The organism is Curtobacterium sp. MCSS17_007 (assembly GCF_003234175.2).
Taxonomy (GTDB): domain Bacteria; phylum Actinomycetota; class Actinomycetes; order Actinomycetales; family Microbacteriaceae; genus Curtobacterium.
The window spans coordinates 2,291,814-2,309,445 of the sequence record NZ_CP126257.1 but is presented as its reverse complement, the minus strand read 5'-3'; the positions used below and the strand labels follow the sequence as shown (position 1 = coordinate 2,309,445).

Sequence of the window (17,632 nt, the reverse complement as noted above, 5' to 3'; positions counted from 1 at the left end):
GTAGACTCTCCCTCGTGTCTGTGAACCCCGAGCTCGTCGGCAGGACGTTCCCGCCGGCCCCGCCCTACCTGGTCGGTCGTGAGAAGGTGCGCGAGTTCTCGCGCGCCGTGTTCGCGACGAACCCGATCCACCACGAGCCCGAGGCGGCCCGCGCCGCCGGGTACGCCGACGTCGTCGCGCCGCCGACCTTCGCGGTCGTCGTGCAGGAGGCGACGCTCGCGCAGCTCCTGGCCGAGCCCGACGCCGGCATCGACTTCTCCCGCGTCGTGCACGGCGAGCAGTCCTTCACCTACGACCGGGCGATCGTCGCCGGCGACGAACTCACCGCCACCCTCACCGTCACGAGCGTGAAGACCCTCGGCGGCAACGCGATGGTGACGGCCGAGAGCACGATGAACGACGCCACGGGGGAGCACGTCGTCACGGCGACCTCCACCCTCGTGGTCCGAGGAGACGACGCATGACCACCGCCCCCGTCACCGCACTCGAGGTCGGCACCGTCGTCGCCGAGCGCGAGGTCCACCTGACCCGCGACTCGCTCGTCCGCTACGCCGGCGCCTCGGGGGACTTCAACCCGATCCACTACCGCGACGACGTGGCCGCGTCCGTCGGGCTGCCCGGCGTCCTCGCCCACGGCATGCTCACGATGGGCCTCGCGGTCCAGCCCGTCTCCGAGTGGCTCGGCGACCGCGGCTGGGTCCAGCGCTACGGCGTCCGGTTCACCCGCCCCGTGGTGGTCGACCCGGAGCAGGGTGCGACCGTCGGCGTGGTCGCCAAGGTCGGCACCGTCGACGGCGAGGGTCGCCCGCAGCGCATCGACCTCACCGTGACGGCCGCCGGGCAGACCGTGCTCGGCAAGGCGCAGGTCACGGTGGTGTTCCACTGACCGGGGGGACGCGGCTGGCCGACCTCACCACGTTCCGCGTGGGCGGCCCCGCTGCGACGCTGCTGACCGCGGAGACCACCGACGAGCTCGTCGCCCACGCGCGCACCGCGTGGCAGGACGACGAGTGGCTCGTGGTCGGGGGTGGCAGCAACCTGCTCGTCGCCGACGAGGGCTTCGCGGGCACCGTGGTGCTCGTGCGCACGCACGGGCTGGCCGCGGAGCCGGACGCCGACGGCGTCACCGTCCGCGTCGCGGCCGGCGAGCCCTGGGACCGGTTCGTCGCGACGACCGTCGAGAACGGGTGGACCGGCCTGGAGGCGCTCAGCGGCATCCCGGGCACCGTCGGCGCCGCCCCCGTGCAGAACATCGGCGCCTACGGGGTCGAGCTCTCCGACGTGCTCACCCGGATCGAGTTCCTCGACGCGTCGACGGGGGAGCGCACGTGGGTCGGCGCGGCCGAGCTGGCGCTCGGCTACCGGACGTCGACGCTCAAGCACGGGCGACGGGGGGTCGTCCTCACCGTGGAGTTCCGCCTCGGCACGACCGTCGACGAGGGGGTCCCGGTGCGCTACGCCCAGCTCGCCGGCTCGCTCGGCGTCGACCTCGGCACCCCGGTCGACCCGATGACGATCCGGACGACGGTGCTCGGCCTGCGGTCCTCGAAGGGCATGGTGCTCGACGCCGACGACCCGGACACGTGGAGCGCCGGGTCGTTCTTCACGAACCCCATCGTGTCGGCGGCCTTCGCCGAGACGTTGCCCACCGAGGCCCCGCGCTGGCCGGCCGGCGACGACGTGAAGCTCAGCGCAGCCTGGCTCATCGAGCACGCCGGGGTCCACCGCGGGTACGCAGTGCCCGGGTCGCACGCGGGGATCTCGTCGAAGCACACCCTGGCGCTCACGAACCGCGGTGGCGCGACGGCGGCGCAGGTCGCCGAGCTGGCGCGCTACGTGCAGGTGACCGTCCTCAACCGCTTCGGGGTCGCGCTGGTCCCGGAGCCGGTGGTGGTCGGGGACCTGCTCGCCGCGAGCTGACCGCCGGACGTGCTCCGGCCCGCCCGGACGGCCGACGCGGTCTCGCGGAACGCGACGTGGGCGGTTCCTCGCAGCGACGTACCGTCGCGAGGAACCGCCCACGTCGCGTGGTGCGGTGTGGCCTAGGCGGAGAAGAACTCCGCCAGGCGGCGGACGCCCTCGGCGATGTCGTCGTCGCCGAGCGCGTACGACATCCGGATGTAGCCGGACGGGCCGAACGCCTCGCCAGGGACGACCGCGACCTCGGCGTGCTCGAGGATCAGGTCCGCGAGTTCGAGCGTCGTCGTGGGGGTCGAGCCGGCCCACTCGCGGCCGAGCAGCGCCGTGACGTCCGGGTACACGTAGAAGGCGCCCTTCGGCGTCGGCGTGACGAAGCCCGGGATCGCGTTGAGCCCCTCGACGATGGTGCGACGGCGACGGTCGAACGCCTCGCGCATCGCCTCGACGGGCTCCTGCGGGCCGGTCAGTGCGGCGATCGCGGCACGCTGTGACACGTTCGCGACGTTCGAGGACAGGTGCGACTGCAGGTTGGAAGCGGCCTTGACGGCGTCAGCCGGCCCGATGAACCACCCGACCCGCCAGCCGGTCATCGCGTAGGTCTTGGCGACACCGTTCACCAGGATCGTGGTGTCGGCGAGGGCCGGGACCGCCTCGAGGACGCCCGTGAACCGGACGTCGTCGTAGACCAGGTCCTGGTAGATCTCGTCGCTGATCACCCAGATGCCGTGCTCGAGCGCCCACTCGCCGATCGCCTTCGTCTGCTCGGCGGAGTACACCGAGCCGGTCGGGTTCGACGGCGAGCAGAACAGGAGCGCCTTGGTGTGCGGCGTGCGCGCGGCCTCCAGCTGCTCGACCGTGACGAGGTAGTCCTGGTCACTGCCGGCGAAGACCTCGACCGGCGTGCCACCGGCCAGGCGGATCGCCTCCGGGTAGGTGGTCCAGTACGGGGCGGGGAGCAGGACCTCGTCGCCCTCGTCGACGATCGTCTGGAACGCCTGGTAGACGGCTTGCTTGCCGCCGTTCGTGACGATGACCTGCGACGGGTCGACGACGACGCCGGACTCGCGGGCGGTCTTCTCGGCGATCGCACGCTTCAGCTCAGGGAGGCCGGTGGCCGGCGTGTAGCGGTGGTTCGCGGGGTCCTGGACGGCGAGGACGGCCGCCTCGACGACGTGCCGTGGCGTCGCGAAGTCCGGCTCGCCGGCGGCGAAGGAGATGACCGGACGGCCGGCGGCCTTGAGCGCCTTGGCCTTCGCATCGACCTTGAGCGTCGCCGACTCGGCGATCGCGGCGATGCGCGAGGCGATGCGCGGTCGGTCGGTGGTCGCGTCGACGGCGTGCTGGACGGACTCGTGGGCGGTGGACTCGGGGCCGGGGGCTGCGGTGCTCACGGCCGCCAGCCTACCGGCGCGGCACGCCGGGGAGGCGGCCAAGTGGACAGCGTGTGACGGACTCCCGTACACTCGACCACCGGTGCACGGAACGGTGACGGAACGTGCCCGGGGGTTCAACCCCTCCTAGGGCGGTGGCTCAATTGGTAGAGCAGCGGTCTCCAAAACCGCAGGTTGCAGGTTCGAGTCCTGTCCGCCCTGCAAGTCTGGAAGGTGTGAAGTTGGCGAGCAAGGACATGGAAACGACGACGGACGACGTCGTCGCGAAGGCGAAGGCCGACCGCGCCAAGCGCGGTGGCCCGTTCGCTGCCATCGCCCTCTTCATCCGCCAGGTCATCGGCGAGCTCCGCAAGGTCGTCACGCCGACACGCAAGGAGCTGTTCAGCTACACCGGTGTCGTGCTCGTCTTCGTCGTCGTGATGATGATCCTGGTGTCGATCCTCGACTTCGTCTTCGGTCTCGGCGTCGGGTACGTCTTCGGCAACGGTCCCACGGTCTGACCCGACCTCGGCCGGCCGAGTGACGGCTGGTAGGCGTCCGTGCACCTGGCTGGATCCCGACAGGAGTACGGTCGCCCCGAGACGGCGACGGATGCGTACCGCTCCGACCGAACACCCGATCCGCACCACCGAACGGAAAGAATCGACAGTGTCTGACAACTCCCGCGACGACATCGACCTCGCCACGGCTGCCGAGCAGTCCTCCGAGGTCGAGGAGAACCAGGAAGGCGACGTCGAGACGAGCGAGGGCCGTTCGGTCGAGTCCGCCGAAGAGCGCGCCATCTCGGTCGAGGACGAGGACGACGAGTCCCTCGGCCTGAGCGACGAGCCGGACGACGGCACGGTCGACGCCTCCATCGACGAGGCCCTCGCCGCGCTGGCCGAGTCCCGCGACCCCGAGGCCGACGCGGTCGTCGACGACGCGCTCGAGATCGACTCCGCCGACGAGGCCGAAGCCGCCGTCGAGGCGGTCGAGGACGAGGAGGAGTCCGAGCTCGAGGAGGCCACCGCGGCCGAGGCGAACGAGACGCTCGCCGCGGACGAGGCGCTGGACGACACCGAGGCCGAGGAGTCCGAGGTCGACCCGTACGAGGCGTTCAAGGCCGAGCTGCGGATGAAGCCGGGCAAGTGGTACGTCATCCACTCGTACGCGGGCTTCGAACGCCGCGTGAAGTCGAACATCGAGAACCGCATGGTCTCGATGTCGATGGAGGACTCCATCTACCAGGTCGAGGTCCCGATGGAGGACGTCGTCGAGATCAAGAACGGGCAGCGCAAGCTGGTCACCCGCGTCCGGATCCCCTCGTACGTGCTCGTCCGCATGGACCTCAACGAGGACTCGTGGTCCGTCGTCCGGCACACCCCCGGTGTGACGGGCTTCGTCGGCAACGCGCACAACCCGACGCCGCTCCGGTTCGACGAGGCGTTCGGCATGCTGAAGTCCCTGGTCCAGGTCGCCGAGGCCGCTCCGGCCAAGGGTGGCGCGAAGTCCGGCGGTGCCGCCCAGGCCCAGCCGCAGGCCGAGGTCGACTTCGAGATCGGGGAGACCATCACCATCAAGGAAGGCTCGTTCGCGGGCCTGCCGGGTTCGATCTCGGAGATCAAGCCGGAGAGCGGCAAGCTCACCGTCCTCGTCTCGCTGTTCGAGCGCGAGACCCCGGTCGAGCTGAGCTTCGACCAGGTCACCAAGCTCTAGATCGTCCCCACCCGTCGACCCGGTCCTGGTGATCGGGTAGACTATTGAGGTTTGGCCCCGCGTGCTGAGGCATGCGGGGCTTCACCGCGGTCCGGATCCGCCGGGCCAGCGGGAGAGTGCACGGATCCCCGTGCGTTCGATTCCAGGAGGAAGCACAACATGGCACCGAAGAAGAAGGTCACGGGCCTCATCAAGCTGCAGATCAACGCGGGCGCCGCCAACCCGGCCCCGCCGATCGGTCCTGCGCTCGGTCAGCACGGCGTGAACATCATGGAGTTCTGCAAGGCGTACAACGCCGCGACCGAGTCGCAGCGCGGGAACGTCGTGCCGGTCGAGATCACCGTCTACGAGGACCGTTCGTTCACGTTCGTCCTCAAGACCCCGCCGGCCGCAGAGCTGATCAAGAAGGCCGCGGGTGTGCAGAAGGGGTCCTCGACCCCGCACACGGTCAAGGTCGCGAAGATCTCGATGGACCAGGTCCGTCAGATCGCCGAGACCAAGCAGGCCGACCTGAACGCCAACGACATCGAGCAGGCCGCGAAGATCATCGCCGGCACCGCTCGTTCGATGGGCATCACGGTCGAGGCGTAAGCCTCAGCGCTCCACACACCCCGACCCCTCCCCGTGGGAGAGCCTCGCCGGCTCGTCAACCACGTAGCTCTGCAAGGAGAACACCATGGCGAAGAAGTCCAAGGCCTACCAGGCCGCGGCCGCGAAGATCGAGGCCGACAAGTTCTACACCCCGACCGAGGCAGTCGCCCTCGCGAAGGAGACCGGCTCGGCGAAGACCGACTCCACGGTCGAGGTCGCGCTGAAGCTCGGCGTCGACCCGCGCAAGGCCGACCAGATGGTCCGCGGCACCGTCATCCTGCCGCACGGTACGGGCAAGACCGCCCGCGTCATCGTCTTCGCGGTGGGCGCTGCGGCCGAGGCCGCCATCGCCGCCGGGGCCGACGAGGTCGGTGGCGACGAGCTCATCGCGAAGGTGGCCGAGGGCTACACCGCGTTCGACTCCGCCGTCGCCACGCCGGAGCTCATGGGCAAGGTCGGTCGACTCGGCAAGGTGCTCGGCCCGCGTGGCCTCATGCCCAACCCGAAGACCGGCACCGTGACCCCGAACGTCGCGCAGGCCGTCAACGACATCAAGGGCGGCAAGATCGAGTTCCGCGTCGACAAGCACGCCAACGTGCACTTCGTCGTCGGCAAGGCCTCGTTCACGCCGGAGCAGCTCGACGAGAACATCTCGGCCGCGCTCGAGGAGATCGTCCGCCTCAAGCCGTCCGCCTCGAAGGGTCGCTACATCATGAAGGGCGCCGTCTCGACGACCTTCGGACCGGGCATCCCGCTCGACGTCAACGCCATCTGATCCACTGATCGGATCGAAGGACCCGCACCGTATCGGTGCGGGTCCTTCTGCGTTCCCGGCTGTCGAGCCGGCCCCGCTGTACGCGGTGCTCGACTGGCTGCTGTCCTCCGACCGGGCGCTCCGGCGTGGTGGCGCTGTCCTGCCTCGGCATCGCGGTCTCCACCGGGCTGATGGGCATCCTCGCGGTGGGACGAGCCGACTGCGCCCGGTGGGGTCTAGACCCGGAACGCCCGCAGCTTGTCGAGCACGAGGTCGGCGAGCTGCACGAGACCACGGATCTGGTCGTCGTCCCGGTCGACCCACCGGCACTCGGGCTCGTCAGCCACAGGCACGAAGTCGTCGTGCCGTTCCCAGACGAACAGGGTCCGCTCGGCGCCGAGCACGTACTGCTGCCACCACACCTGCCGCAGGTAGTGCCGGGGGATGCTCCGCCAGGCCTTGCCGGTCGTCTTGATCTCGGCGAGCACGAGGCGCTGCGACGCGTCGTACCCGACCCCGTCCGGGGTCGCCAGGTGGGCGCGGTTGGTGCTGGCGTGGAACAGGTGCGCGGACGGCTCGATGCCGTGCGTCGCCGCGACCCAGGCGGCGATGACCGGTTCGCGGTCCTTGCCGTGCTCGGTCCACGCGTTGCCCGAGAACCGGGAGCCGTAGCGCTTGTCGGCGACGACGGCCTCGACGGCGCGGAGCGAGGCCAGCCGCGCGACGTCGGTGGCGGTGATGCCCATCGCTCGGGCGCGCAGCCACGCGACGCGGTCGGACGAGTGCGCGACGATGCGCTCGGTGTGGCCGCGGAGGGCGGTGAAGGCGCCACGGGCCGGCATGTGTGCGGGGGACGCTCCGCGTGCCGTGACCGGTGCCGGTGGTGCCGACCGTGTGCCGGACGCAGCCGACGTGGTGGACGCGGGGCGTTCCTCCAGGCCGGGGTCCAGGTCGCCCCACAGGGTGGGCTGCACGATCGTCACCCGACGATTCTCACCCCGCGGGCCGACACGGCGCGAACCGACGCGCGCGGTGTCCGCGCTCAGGAGACGAGCGCGCGGTGCTCCGCGAAGGCGACGAGCTCGTCGACGCCGGCGGGGGAGAGCGCGTACCCGATCGCGAGCGCCGCGGCGCCCTGGAGTGCGGCGAGCGACCCGGCACGGGACTGCGCGATGACGAGGTGCTCGGTGGCGAGGGGCATCGACCGGGCGTAGACGACCTCGCGGACCCCGGCGAGCAGGTGCTCCCCGGCACGCGTGATCGATCCGCCGAGCGCGATCACCGAGGGGTTCACCAGGGAGACACAGGTGGCGAGGACCTCACCGATGTCACGCCCGGCCTGGCGGACGGCTCCGATCGCGTCGAGCTCGGACCGGTTCACGAGGTCGATGACGTCACCGCTCGTGTGCACGTCGTGGCCCTTCGCGCGCAGTGCGCGGGCGATGGCGGGACCGGAGGCGACGGCCTCGAGGCACCCGGTGTTGCCGCAGTGGCACGGGACGTCACCCGCGCGGGAGACCCGGACGTGCCCGATGTCGCCCGCGGTGCCCTGCGCCCCACGACGGAGCTGCCCGTCGGAGACGATGCCGGAGCCGATGCCCGTCGCCACCTTCACGAACAGCAGGTGGTCGACGTCCGGCCACCCGTGCTCGCGTTCGCCGAGCGCCGCGATGTTCACGTCGTTGTCGAGCAGCACGTGCGCGGCGACGTGCCCCCGCAGCCACCCCGGCACGTCGAAGCCGTCCCACCCGGGCATGATCGGCGGGTTCGCCGGGCGCCCCGTCGAGAACTCGACCGGGCCGGGCACGCCGATGCCGATCGCGACGACGTCCTCGCGGACGCGCCCCACCTCGGCCAGCAGTTCGTCGATCGTCTCGACGAGCCAGCTCAGCGTGGGGACCGGGCCGGCGGCGATGTCGATCCGTGCCTCGCGCGTGGCGAGGGGCGACGCGACCAGGTCGGTCACGGCGACGCGACCGTGCGATGCGCCGAGGTCGGCCGCGATGACGAGGCGGGCGCGGGGCACGAGGGCAACCTGCGCGGGCGGCCGACCGCCGGTCGACGCAGCCGTCTCGACGGCACCCACGAGCCCCACGTCGATGAGGGCGTCGAGGCGCACGGCGATCGTCGAGCGTGCCAGTCCTGTCAGGGCGGCGAGCTCCGCCCGGGTCCGCGGCACGCCGTCGCGGAGGATCTGGAAGAGCTCGCTCGTCCCGACCGGAGGCGACGCTGCCGTCCGGGTGAAGTCGACCATGTCGGGAGTGAAGCACACATCGAACGCACCGCGCAACGAAGATTGTCGAGGAGGTCGCAACTTTTGCTTGACCGCCGACAGAAGCGGCCATAGTGTGACGCTCGATCACTGACGATCCACCATCTCGACGAGGAGAACACCTGGTGACGCAACCCCTCTCGGTCCAGCTCTACACGGTGCGGGACGCCCTCTCGGCGGACCTGCCCGGCACGCTCCAGCGCATCGCCTCCATCGGCTACACGAACGTCGAGGCCTTCGGCTTCGTCGACCGCGCCGAGGAGCTCCGGGACGCCCTGGCCGCCGCCGGCCTGCAGGCACCCAGCGGCCACGCGCGGCTCCTGGACGCCGGCGAGCAGGACCTCGAGCGCATCCTCCACGCGAGCACCACCATCGGGCTGGGCACGCTGATCGACCCGCACATCGACGAGACACGCTGGACGACGCGCGAGGACGTCGAGGCCATCGCCCGCGAGCTGAGCGCCCTCGCCCCCCGGGCCGCGGACCACGGGCTCGTGCTCGGCTACCACAACCACGCGTTCGAGTTCTCGAACCGCATCGACGGGGTCAGCGCGTACGAGGTCTTCGCCGACGCCCTGTCCGACGACGTCGTGCTCGAGCTCGACACCTACTGGGTGCGGGTCGGCGGCGACGACCCGGTGGCGATCATCGGCAAGTACGGCGACAAGGTGCAGTTCCTGCACGTCAAGGACGGCGACGGCTCGCACGACGACAAGCAGCAGGTCGCCGTCGGTGACGGGGTCATGCCGATCCGCGAGATCGTCGCCGCCGCGCCGGACGCGCTGCACGTCGTCGAGCTCGACGACCACGAGGGCGACGTGTTCCAGGCCGTCGCCGACTCCTACACGTTCCTCCAGGGGGCACGTGCATGACCGACACCGCAGTGGACCAGCAGGCCGTCGGGACGACGAGGACCGGCCCGGTCGGTGTCGGCGTCATCGGGGCCGGGGTCATCTCCGACCAGTACCTGTCGAACCTGACGGTGTTCCCCGACGTCGTCGTCCGCTTCATCGCCGACATCGACGAGCCGCGTGCCGCCGCCCAGGCCGAGAAGTGGGGCGTCGCCGGGTCCGGGTCCGTCGAACAGCTCCTCGCCGACGACGACATCGAGATCGTCGTGAACCTCACGATCCCCGCCGCCCACGTCGAGGTCGCCCTGCAGGCGCTCGCCGCCGGCAAGCACGTCTGGGGTGAGAAGCCCTACGCCCTCGACCGGGAGAGCGCCGCGCAGCTCCGCGACGCGGCCGCCGCGGCCGGCAGGACCGTCAGCGTCGCGCCGGACACGTTCCTCGGCGCCGGGCTGCAGACCGCCCTGCGCACCATCCGCGAGGGCCGGATCGGGACGCCCCTGAACGGACTGACGCTCTTCCAGAGCCCCGGTCCGGAGTCGTGGCACCCGAGCCCCGAGTTCCTGTTCGCGTACGGTGCGGGTCCGCTGTTCGACATCGGCCCGTACTACATCACGACGCTCGTGCAGGCGTTCGGGCCGGTCGCGAAGGTCACCGCCACGGCCTCGAGGTCGCGCGCGACCCGCACCATCGGGTCCGGTCCGAAGGCGGGCACCGAGTTCCCGGTGGACGTGCCGACGAACCACTCCGCGCTCATCCAGTTCGAGGACGGTGGCAGCGCCCAGAGCGTCTTCTCCTTCGAGTCGGACCGCGGCCGCACCGGCTTCGTCGAGATCGCGGGGGAGACCGGCACGGTCGTCTTCCCGGACCCGAACGAGTTCGACGGCGACACGCAGCTGTACGCCCACGGCACCGAGGAGCCGGAGACCATCCCGGCCGTCGGCTCCACCTACTCGCGCGGCACGGGCGTGGTCGACCTCGCCCGCTCGCTCCGCGCCGGCCAGGACAACCGGGTCCCCGGTGCCCTCGCCTTCCACGTCCTCGACGTCATGGTCTCCATCGCCGAGGCAGCAGAACGTGGTGAGACGGTGCTCGTCGAGAGCACCGTCGAGCCCTCCCCGACCCTCCCCGAGGGCTGGGACCCCGCGGAGTCGACCCTGTCCTGACCAGGACGGGGCGGACACCGCCCGCGGGCCGGCGCCGACGTCGGCCCGCACCGACACAGCAGCACCCGACACGCACCACCCTTCGCACCATCTCAACGACGAGAAAGTAGAGAGTCATGCGCACTGCCATCCGCGCACTGGCCATCACCGCGGCCGCGGCACTCACCGTGACCGGCCTGACGGCCTGCTCCTCCGGGTCGTCCGGTTCCTCCGGCGACTCGAAGACGCTCACGTACTGGGCGTCGAACCAGGGCACGTCCCTGCAGAACGACAAGGAGGTGCTCACCCCCGTCCTCGAGAAGTTCACCGAGGAGACCGGGATCAAGGTGGACCTCCAGGTCATCGGTTGGAACGACCTGCAGAACAAGATCCAGACCGCCGTCACCTCGGGTCAGGGGCCTGACGTCGTCAACATCGGCAACACCTGGGCGACCTCGCTCCAGGCCACCGGCGCCTTCCAGGAGTTCGGCGACGCGGAGATGAAGGCCATCGGCGGCGCCGACAAGTTCGGCAAGGTCGCGCTCTCCACCGGCGGCGCCCCGGGTGAGACCGTCACGAGCGTCCCGCTCTACGGTCTCGCCTACGGCCTGTACTACAACAAGCAGATGCTCGCCGACGCCGGCATCACGCCCCCCACCACGTGGGAGGAAATGGTCGAGGACGCGAAGAAGCTGACCGCCGACGGCAAGTACGGCTTCAGCCTCGCGGGCGGCTCCTACACGGAGAACTCGCACTTCGCGTTCATCAACTCGGCCCAGAACGGGGGCGAGTGGTTCGACGAGGACGGCAAGCCGACCTTCACGTCGAAGGCGAACGTCGAGGGCATCAAGCGCTACCTGGACCTCATGCAGGACGCGAAGGTCGCGAACCCCTCGAACGCGCAGTACGACAACGCAACGCAGTCGACCACCGACTTCGCCAAGAAGAAGGCCGCGTTCATCCTCAACCAGAACAACGCGAACGCGACGATCGAGTCCCTCGGCATGAAGTCGGACGAGTACGGCGTGGTCGCACTGCCGGCGCCGGAGGGCGGCAAGGAGATCGCCAGCTTCCCGGCCGGTATCAACCTGTCGATCTTCAAGAACACGAAGAACAAGGACGGCGCGCTGGAGTTCGTCAAGTACATGACGAGCATGGACACGCAGACGACGCTGGACAAGCCGTACTCGGCGCTGCCGGTGCTCGCCGAGGCTGCTGACTCCGTGACGGACGAGCAGACCAAGACGTTCCTCGACATCTACAACAACAAGGCGAAGCCGCTCCCGCTGGTGCCCGCCGAGGACCAGTTCGAGTCGACGGTCGGCAAGGCGATGAACGACATGTTCGCCAAGATCGCCACCGGCTCGACGGTGTCCGAGAGCGACATCAAGTCGGCGCTGCAGACGGCTCAGGACCAGGTGTCCCAGGCCGCCGGTTGATCCGTCCGGAGGCCCGGGTCGCGTCCGCAGGACGCGTCCGGGCCTCCGCCCCTCGCCTGGTCACCGCCGCGCACCGTCCGCGCCGACGCACCAGCAGCCCCGCACCCGGCCCACGCGCCGGGGGTGAGCCGATCGGCTCACGTCTGCCGTTCCTCCCGGCCGCTGCCACGGTCGGACGGACGAAGCACCCGATCCCATCCTCGCCGGAAGGCCACCACCCATGTCCACCTCGGTCCTGCCCGACTCCGAGCGCATCGACCTGACCCACACGAAGGCCCCGACGCTGTCGGGGCCCCAGCCGGGTCGGAAGCCGAAGCGCCACTGGCTGCCGTACGCGCTCGTCGCGCCGGCCATCCTGTTCGAGCTGCTCATCCACATCGTGCCGATGCTCGTCGGCATCTGGATCTCGTTCATCCAGCTCACCAAGTACTTCATCGCGAACTGGGGTGCGGCGCCCTTCGCCGGGTTCCGCAACTACTCGGTCGTCGTCGACTTCGACCAGGCGATCGGCAAGGGCGTCCTCAACTCGTTCCTCGTCACCTGCGCCTTCACGGTGCTCGTGGTCGGGCTGTCGTGGGTCCTCGGCATGGCCGCCGCGGTCGCGCTGCAGAAGCCGTTCGCCGGCCGGGGCCTGTTCCGCACGCTGTTCCTCGTGCCGTACGCGCTGCCGATGTACGCGGGCGTGATCACGTGGAAGTTCATGTTCCAGCGCGACACCGGGGCGTTGAACCACCTGCTCGTCGACCAGCTCGGGCTGTTCGGCGGGAGCGCACCGTTCTGGCTCATCGGCAACAACGCCTTCGTCGCCGTCGTCGTGGTGGCGATCTGGAAGACCTGGCCGTTCGCCTTCCTCATGCTCATGGCCGGCCTGCAGTCCGTGCCGAACGACGTCTACGAGGCCGCGTCCGTCGACGGTGCGAAGCCCTTCCGCCAGTGGCGGTCGATCACCCTGCCGATGGTGCGTCCGGTGAACGTGACGCTCGTGCTCGTGATGTTCCTCTGGACGTTCAACGACTTCAACACGCCGTTCGTGCTCTTCGGCTCGACCGCGCAGCCCCCGGCGGCCGACCTGCTCAGCTTCCACATCTACAACGCGTCGTTCATCACCTGGAACTTCGGCTCCGGTGCCGCGATGAGCGTCCTGCTCCTCATCTTCCTGCTCATCGTCACGGGCATCTACCTGGCCGTGACCAACCGGAGGTCCGTCCGTGCGTGAGACAGTCGGCGCCAAGTCCTTCAAGATCGTCACCCTGGTCGTCCTGACCCTGTTCACGGTCGTCCCGCTCTACGTCATGGTCACGACGGCGATGAAGCCGCTCGGTGACGTGCAGGACAACTTCACCTGGATCCCCTCGAACATCACGATCCAGCCGTTCATCGACATGTGGTCGACGGTGCCGCTGGGCCGGTACTTCATCAACTCCCTGGTGGTCTGCACGGTCGCCACGGTGTTCTCGCTCATCATCGCGACGTTCGCCGCCTACGGCGTCTCGCGCTGGAACTTCAAGGGCAAGAGCGCCTTCACGACCGCCGTGCTGTCGACGCAGATGTTCCCGGGCGTGCTGTTCCTGCTCCCGCTGTTCCTCATCTTCACGAACCTCGGGAACGCGATCGGCGTCCAGCTCGTCGGGTCGTGGCTCGGCCTCATCATCACGTACCTGACCTTCACGCTCCCGTTCTCGATCTGGATGCTCGCGGGCTACTTCGAGACCATCCCGCGTGAGCTCGACGAGGCCGCGATGGTCGACGGCTCCGGCCCGATGGGCGCCCTGTTCCGGGTCATCCTGCCGTCGGCCCGTCCGGGGCTCGTGGCGGTCGGCATCTACTCGTTCATGACGGCCTGGGGCGAGGTCCTCTTCGCGTCGGTCATGACGAACGGTCTCGGCTCGACCCTGGCGGTCGGTCTGCAGCAGTACTCGACGCAGACCAACGTGTACTGGAACCAGGTCATGGCGGCGTCCCTCGTGGTGTCGATCCCCGTGGTGCTGGCGTTCCTCATCGTGCAGCGCCAGTTCGTGGCCGGCCTCACCGCAGGTGCGGTGAAGTAGGCGCGGCTCGGGCTCGGGCTCGGGCCCGGGCTCGGGCTCGCGGTTCGGGCTCGGGCTCGCGGCTCGGGCTCGGGCTCGGGCTCGCGGCTCGGGCTCGGGCTCGATCGGTTCCGCGGAAGCGACAGATTGCCGGCAACCATCGCTAGCAATCTGTCGCTTTCGCGCATCAGACAGGATGGACACATGAGCGAGAACCGCGGACGGCAGCTGCTGCCGGGGCAGACCAGCCGGGTGCACGTGTACGACGTGGACGCGCGCACGAGTCGGCTCGTGTTCGAGTCGCGGACGCTGCTCGTCGAGGCGCCGAACGTCCTCGACGACGGCACGCTCGTGCTGAACGGCGACGGGGACCTGTGGCTGCTGCCGCTCCCGGCGCCCGGCGAGGACGGCGTGCTCGACGAGACCGCCCTCGTCCGCGTGCCGATGCCCGGTGTCGACGAGATCAACAACGACCACGTGCTCGACCCCACCGCAGACTCGGTCGTGGTGAGCGCCCGCGACGGCGAGCTCTACCGCGTCCCGCTGCCCGAGGGCGGCTCGGCGGCCCGCATCACCGACACCACCGCGGTGCTGCCGGTCGTCCGCAAGTACTACCTGCACGGGATCGCACCGGATGGATCGGCGCTCGCCGCGATCGTGGGGGAGCGCACCCCGGAGGGCGTCTGGACCACCGACGTCGCCCTCGTCGACCCGTCGTCGGGCGACACGACCTTCCTGACGCGCGACGCGCACCCGGACGACGGCTGCGCGATCAGCCCGGACGGCCGCACGGTGCTGTTCAACACGGAGCGGTTCACCCCGGGCACCGCGCAGCTCGCCGCACTCCGCCTCGACGAGGGGTCGTCGCCCGTGTCCATCACCGGCGACGAGCGGGTGAACTGGTTCCCGCACCTGTCGCCGGACGGCACGCACCTGCTCTACCTGTCGTACGAGCCCGGCGTGCAGGGCCACCCCGCCGACCACCGCGTGGAGCTCCGCCTGCTCCCCGGGTCCCTGACCCGCGGGGCCCGCATCGCCGTCGTGCCGGAGACGCTCGTCACGCTCGACGGCGGGCAGGGCACCGTCAACGTGCCGCCGTGGTCCCCGGACTCGGCGTGGTTCGCGTACTGCGACTACCCGGTGGGCGGCTGACGGCTGCCCGGAGGCACGACGGCGACCGCGCGAGACCCGGCTCTGGCTCGGGCGCGGGCGCGGGTGCGGGTGCGGGTGCGGGTCGGACTCGGCCTGCCGGTGCGCGGGAGGGCCGCGGCGGGACCCCCGGTGATCCACAGGGCGCCGAGGGCTGCTCCTCAGACGGCTCATAGGAACCTCTCCGATCCTCGGAACGTGACCGTCTCCCAGCCCGCCGCAGCTCCTCGTCTCACCCGCGCCGACGGCACCCCGTTGCGCATCCTCGTCGTCGACGACGAGGCCAGCCTCACCGACCTGCTCTCGATGGCGCTCCGCTACGAGGGTTGGGACGTGAAGAGCGCGAACGGCGGGCAGGAGGCGCTGACCACGGCACGCGAGTGGAAGCCCGACGCCATGGTGCTCGACGTGATGATGCCGGACCTCGACGGGCTGCAGGTGCTCGGACGGCTCCGCCAGAACAACGACGACACCCCGGTGCTGTTCCTCACCGCGAAGGACTCCGTCGAGGACCGGGTCACCGGGCTGACCGCGGGCGGCGACGACTACGTCACGAAGCCGTTCTCGCTGGAGGAGGTCGTGGCGCGCCTCCGCGGCCTCATCCGCCGCTCCCAGATCTCGATCTCCGAGGCCGGCGACTCCCGCATCGTCGTCGGCGACCTCGTGCTCGACGAGGAGTCGTACGAGGTGTCGCGGGCCGGCCGGCCGATCGAGCTGACCGCGACCGAGTTCGAGTTGCTCCGCTTCCTCATGCGCAACCCCCGGCGGGTGCTCTCCAAGGCGCAGATCCTCGACCGCGTCTGGTCCTACGACTTCGGTGGCAAGTCGAGCGTCGTCGAGATCTACATCTCCTACCTGCGCAAGAAGATCGATGCCGGCGAGACCCCGATGATCCACACGGTGCGCGGCGTCGGGTACGTCATCAAGCCGACCTCGTGACGCTCCGTCGACGGCTCGTCCTGAGCATCGTGGCGCTGGTCGTCGCCGTCAGCGCGGTGATCGGCGCGGGCAGCATCATCGCGCTGTTCTCCATCCAGCGCGCGGCGATCGACGAGCAGCTCTCCTTCGCGACGACGCGCGCCCAGCGATCGGTCGAACAGCAGGGGCCGGGTGGTCCCGGCCTGGAGATCGGTCGACCGAGCGGGCAGTCCGCCGGGACGCTCACCGTCTACTTCCTCAACGGCAACGCCGTCGTCGGGAGCGTCCTCGACAACGCCGGTGACGTCGACCGGCTCACTGCCTCGGCGGTCCGGCCGCTGGGCGACCTGACGGTCGACGGCGACGCGCACACCGTCGACCTCGGCGACGACCTCGGACGGTACCGCGTCACCGCGGTACCGCTCGGGCCCGCCGTGCTCGTGGTCGGGCTGCCGATGACACCGGTCTACGAGAGCGTCTGGAAGCTGTTCGCGGTCGTGCTGGTCGTCACGGTGCTCGCCCTCCTGGTCGCCATCGCGCTCGCCGCGGTCGTCGTCCGCCGGTCGCTCCGCCCGCTCGAGCGGGTCGCCGAGACCGCATCGTCCGTGGCCCGGATGCCCCTCGAGCGGAGCGACGCACTCGACGGCGTCCGAGTGCCCGACACCGATCCGCGCACCGAGGTCGGACGGGTCGGCGCCGCGTTCAACCGCATGCTCGGGCACATCGCGGGCGCCATGCAGGCCCGCGAGCGCTCGGAGCAGAAGGTCCGGCAGTTCGTCGCCGACGCGTCGCACGAGCTCCGCACCCCGCTCGCGTCGGTCCGCGGGTACGCCGAACTCACCCGGCGGATGGGCGCCGACCTGCCCCAGGACGTCGTGTACGCGATGAGCCGCATCGAGTCGGAGTCGAAGCGCATGACCAGCATGGTCGAGGACCTGCTCCTGCTCGCCCGCCTGGACGAGGGCCGGGAGATCCAGTTCGCCGACGTCGACCTCACCGGGCTGGTGCTCGACGCAGTGAACGACGCCCACGCCGCCTCACCCGACCACGTGATCGCCGTCGACCTGCCCGAGGAACCGGTGGAGGTCACAGGCGACGCGGCCCGCCTGCACCAGGTGATCGTCAACCTCGTCACGAACGCCAGGACCCACACGCCGGAGGGCACGCGCATCACGGTGGGCATCGCCCGGGTGCCCGGCGGCGTCGACCTGACCGTGCGTGACGACGGACAGGGCATCGATCCGGAGTTCCTGCCGAAGCTGTTCGAGCGGTTCGCCCGAGCCGACAGCTCGCGGTCGCGGAGCGCTGGGTCGACGGGCCTGGGGCTGGCGATCGTGGACGCGGTCGTGCAGGCGCACGGTGGCAGTGTCGAGGTCGCGAGCGTGCCCGGCGACACCGTCTTCACGGTGCACCTGCCGGCCACGCGATCGGTCGGACCGATCGAGCGACCGGTCACGGGCGCCGACCCGACCGTCTGATGGAC

At 70.3% G+C, this 17,632-nt stretch carries 18 protein-coding genes and 1 tRNA gene; 16 read left to right on the top strand and 3 right to left on the bottom strand.

Annotation, left to right across the window (positions count from 1 at the left end):
• Positions 1-14 precede the first annotated feature (14 nt).
• The 3 genes from DEJ22_RS10880 to DEJ22_RS10870 are packed head-to-tail and all read left to right on the top strand — an operon-like array spanning position 15 to position 1,920.
• A complete protein-coding gene (locus DEJ22_RS10880; RefSeq protein ID WP_111227153.1) occupies positions 15-464 on the top strand; it encodes an FAS1-like dehydratase domain-containing protein in 450 nt (149 codons plus the stop codon).
• Positions 461-886: a MaoC/PaaZ C-terminal domain-containing protein gene (locus DEJ22_RS10875; RefSeq protein ID WP_111227152.1), complete on the top strand. Its 426-nt coding sequence runs from the start codon at positions 461-463 to the stop codon at positions 884-886. Before DEJ22_RS10880 ends, DEJ22_RS10875 begins: the two co-directional genes overlap by 4 nt.
• Entirely contained in the window at positions 883-1,920 is a 1,038-nt protein-coding gene (locus DEJ22_RS10870; protein WP_111227248.1) for a UDP-N-acetylmuramate dehydrogenase, read from the top strand. Before DEJ22_RS10875 ends, DEJ22_RS10870 begins: the two co-directional genes overlap by 4 nt.
• A gap of 122 nt (positions 1,921-2,042) precedes the next feature.
• On the opposite strand, the gene DEJ22_RS10865 is transcribed toward DEJ22_RS10870, so the two are convergent.
• Positions 2,043-3,227 (bottom strand): pyridoxal phosphate-dependent aminotransferase, encoded by a 1,185-nt coding sequence (locus DEJ22_RS10865; protein ID WP_111227247.1) that lies wholly within the window; start codon positions 3,225-3,227, stop codon positions 2,043-2,045.
• A gap of 212 nt (positions 3,228-3,439) precedes the next feature.
• Between DEJ22_RS10865 and DEJ22_RS10860 the strand changes: the two genes are divergently transcribed.
• The 5 genes from DEJ22_RS10860 (at position 3,440) to rplA (ending at position 6,372) form a co-directional block, all read left to right on the top strand.
• Positions 3,440-3,512 (top strand) — tRNA-Trp (locus DEJ22_RS10860).
• 35 nt (positions 3,513-3,547) lie between these two features.
• Entirely contained in the window at positions 3,548-3,811 is a 264-nt protein-coding gene (gene secE, locus DEJ22_RS10855) for a preprotein translocase subunit SecE (protein WP_111227151.1), read from the top strand.
• Between the two features lie 148 nt (positions 3,812-3,959).
• Entirely contained in the window at positions 3,960-5,006 is a 1,047-nt protein-coding gene (gene nusG, locus DEJ22_RS10850) for a transcription termination/antitermination protein NusG (RefSeq protein ID WP_111227150.1), read from the top strand.
• Positions 5,007-5,165: 159 nt separating this feature from the next.
• Entirely contained in the window at positions 5,166-5,597 is a 432-nt protein-coding gene (gene rplK, locus DEJ22_RS10845) for a 50S ribosomal protein L11 (RefSeq protein WP_017888638.1), read from the top strand.
• A gap of 85 nt (positions 5,598-5,682) precedes the next feature.
• On the top strand, positions 5,683-6,372 hold the full coding sequence (rplA, locus tag DEJ22_RS10840) for a 50S ribosomal protein L1 (RefSeq protein ID WP_066655236.1): 690 nt from the start codon (positions 5,683-5,685) through the stop codon (positions 6,370-6,372).
• 215 nt (positions 6,373-6,587) lie between these two features.
• Here rplA and DEJ22_RS10835 read toward each other — a convergent pair whose 3' ends face one another.
• The gene (locus DEJ22_RS10835) at positions 6,588-7,193 is read right to left on the bottom strand and encodes a YqaJ viral recombinase family protein (RefSeq protein ID WP_258379622.1); all 606 of its coding nucleotides are present in this window, start codon (positions 7,191-7,193) and stop codon (positions 6,588-6,590) included.
• A gap of 200 nt (positions 7,194-7,393) precedes the next feature.
• Complete coding sequence (locus DEJ22_RS10830) at positions 7,394-8,605, bottom strand: ROK family transcriptional regulator (RefSeq protein WP_111227148.1); 1,212 nt, start codon at positions 8,603-8,605, stop codon at positions 7,394-7,396.
• Between the two features lie 143 nt (positions 8,606-8,748).
• Here DEJ22_RS10830 and DEJ22_RS10825 point away from each other — a divergent pair, with 143 nt between their 5' ends.
• The 8 genes from DEJ22_RS10825 (at position 8,749) to DEJ22_RS10790 (ending at position 17,627) form a co-directional block, all read left to right on the top strand.
• Positions 8,749-9,495, top strand: a complete 747-nt coding sequence (locus DEJ22_RS10825; RefSeq protein ID WP_111227147.1) for a sugar phosphate isomerase/epimerase family protein — start codon at positions 8,749-8,751, stop codon at positions 9,493-9,495.
• On the top strand, positions 9,492-10,637 hold the full coding sequence (locus DEJ22_RS10820) for a Gfo/Idh/MocA family protein (RefSeq protein ID WP_111227146.1): 1,146 nt from the start codon (positions 9,492-9,494) through the stop codon (positions 10,635-10,637). Before DEJ22_RS10825 ends, DEJ22_RS10820 begins: the two co-directional genes overlap by 4 nt.
• Positions 10,638-10,753: 116 nt before the next feature.
• Positions 10,754-12,055 carry an ABC transporter substrate-binding protein gene (locus DEJ22_RS10815; RefSeq protein ID WP_111227145.1) on the top strand — a complete coding sequence of 434 codons (1,302 nt, stop codon included), beginning with the start codon at positions 10,754-10,756 and terminating at the stop codon, positions 12,053-12,055.
• Between the two features lie 220 nt (positions 12,056-12,275).
• Entirely contained in the window at positions 12,276-13,271 is a 996-nt protein-coding gene (locus DEJ22_RS10810) for a carbohydrate ABC transporter permease (RefSeq protein WP_181430786.1), read from the top strand.
• Positions 13,264-14,103, top strand: coding sequence for a carbohydrate ABC transporter permease (locus tag DEJ22_RS10805; protein WP_111227144.1), 840 nt, complete (start codon positions 13,264-13,266; stop codon positions 14,101-14,103). The genes DEJ22_RS10810 and DEJ22_RS10805 overlap by 8 nt, the downstream gene beginning before the upstream one ends.
• Before the next feature lie 183 nt (positions 14,104-14,286).
• Positions 14,287-15,234: a TolB family protein gene (locus tag DEJ22_RS10800; RefSeq protein ID WP_111227143.1), complete on the top strand. Its 948-nt coding sequence runs from the start codon at positions 14,287-14,289 to the stop codon at positions 15,232-15,234.
• A gap of 195 nt (positions 15,235-15,429) precedes the next feature.
• Positions 15,430-16,170, top strand: a complete 741-nt coding sequence (locus tag DEJ22_RS10795) for a response regulator transcription factor (RefSeq protein WP_111227142.1) — start codon at positions 15,430-15,432, stop codon at positions 16,168-16,170.
• Positions 16,167-17,627 (top strand): sensor histidine kinase, encoded by a 1,461-nt coding sequence (locus DEJ22_RS10790; protein WP_111227141.1) that lies wholly within the window; start codon positions 16,167-16,169, stop codon positions 17,625-17,627. Before DEJ22_RS10795 ends, DEJ22_RS10790 begins: the two co-directional genes overlap by 4 nt.
• Positions 17,628-17,632: the final 5 nt, after the last annotated feature.

What these genes read in the sequence shown, in the direction of transcription:
- DEJ22_RS10800 (WP_111227143.1), top strand. Translation starts at nt 14,287, where the DNA reads ATGAGCGAGAACCGCGGACGGCAGCTGCTGCCGGGGCAGACCAGCCGG.
- rplK (WP_017888638.1), top strand. Translation starts at nt 5,166, where the DNA reads ATGGCACCGAAGAAGAAGGTCACGGGCCTCATCAAGCTGCAGATCAAC.
- DEJ22_RS10815 (WP_111227145.1), top strand. Translation starts at nt 10,754, where the DNA reads ATGCGCACTGCCATCCGCGCACTGGCCATCACCGCGGCCGCGGCACTC.
- secE (WP_111227151.1), top strand. Translation starts at nt 3,548, where the DNA reads ATGGAAACGACGACGGACGACGTCGTCGCGAAGGCGAAGGCCGACCGC.
- DEJ22_RS10820 (WP_111227146.1), top strand. Translation starts at nt 9,492, where the DNA reads ATGACCGACACCGCAGTGGACCAGCAGGCCGTCGGGACGACGAGGACC.
- rplA (WP_066655236.1), top strand. Translation starts at nt 5,683, where the DNA reads ATGGCGAAGAAGTCCAAGGCCTACCAGGCCGCGGCCGCGAAGATCGAG.
- DEJ22_RS10830 (WP_111227148.1), bottom strand. Translation starts at nt 8,605, where the DNA reads ATGGTCGACTTCACCCGGACGGCAGCGTCGCCTCCGGTCGGGACGAGC.
- DEJ22_RS10810 (WP_181430786.1), top strand. Translation starts at nt 12,276, where the DNA reads ATGTCCACCTCGGTCCTGCCCGACTCCGAGCGCATCGACCTGACCCAC.
- DEJ22_RS10875 (WP_111227152.1), top strand. Translation starts at nt 461, where the DNA reads ATGACCACCGCCCCCGTCACCGCACTCGAGGTCGGCACCGTCGTCGCC.
- DEJ22_RS10835 (WP_258379622.1), bottom strand. Translation starts at nt 7,193, where the DNA reads ATGCCGGCCCGTGGCGCCTTCACCGCCCTCCGCGGCCACACCGAGCGC.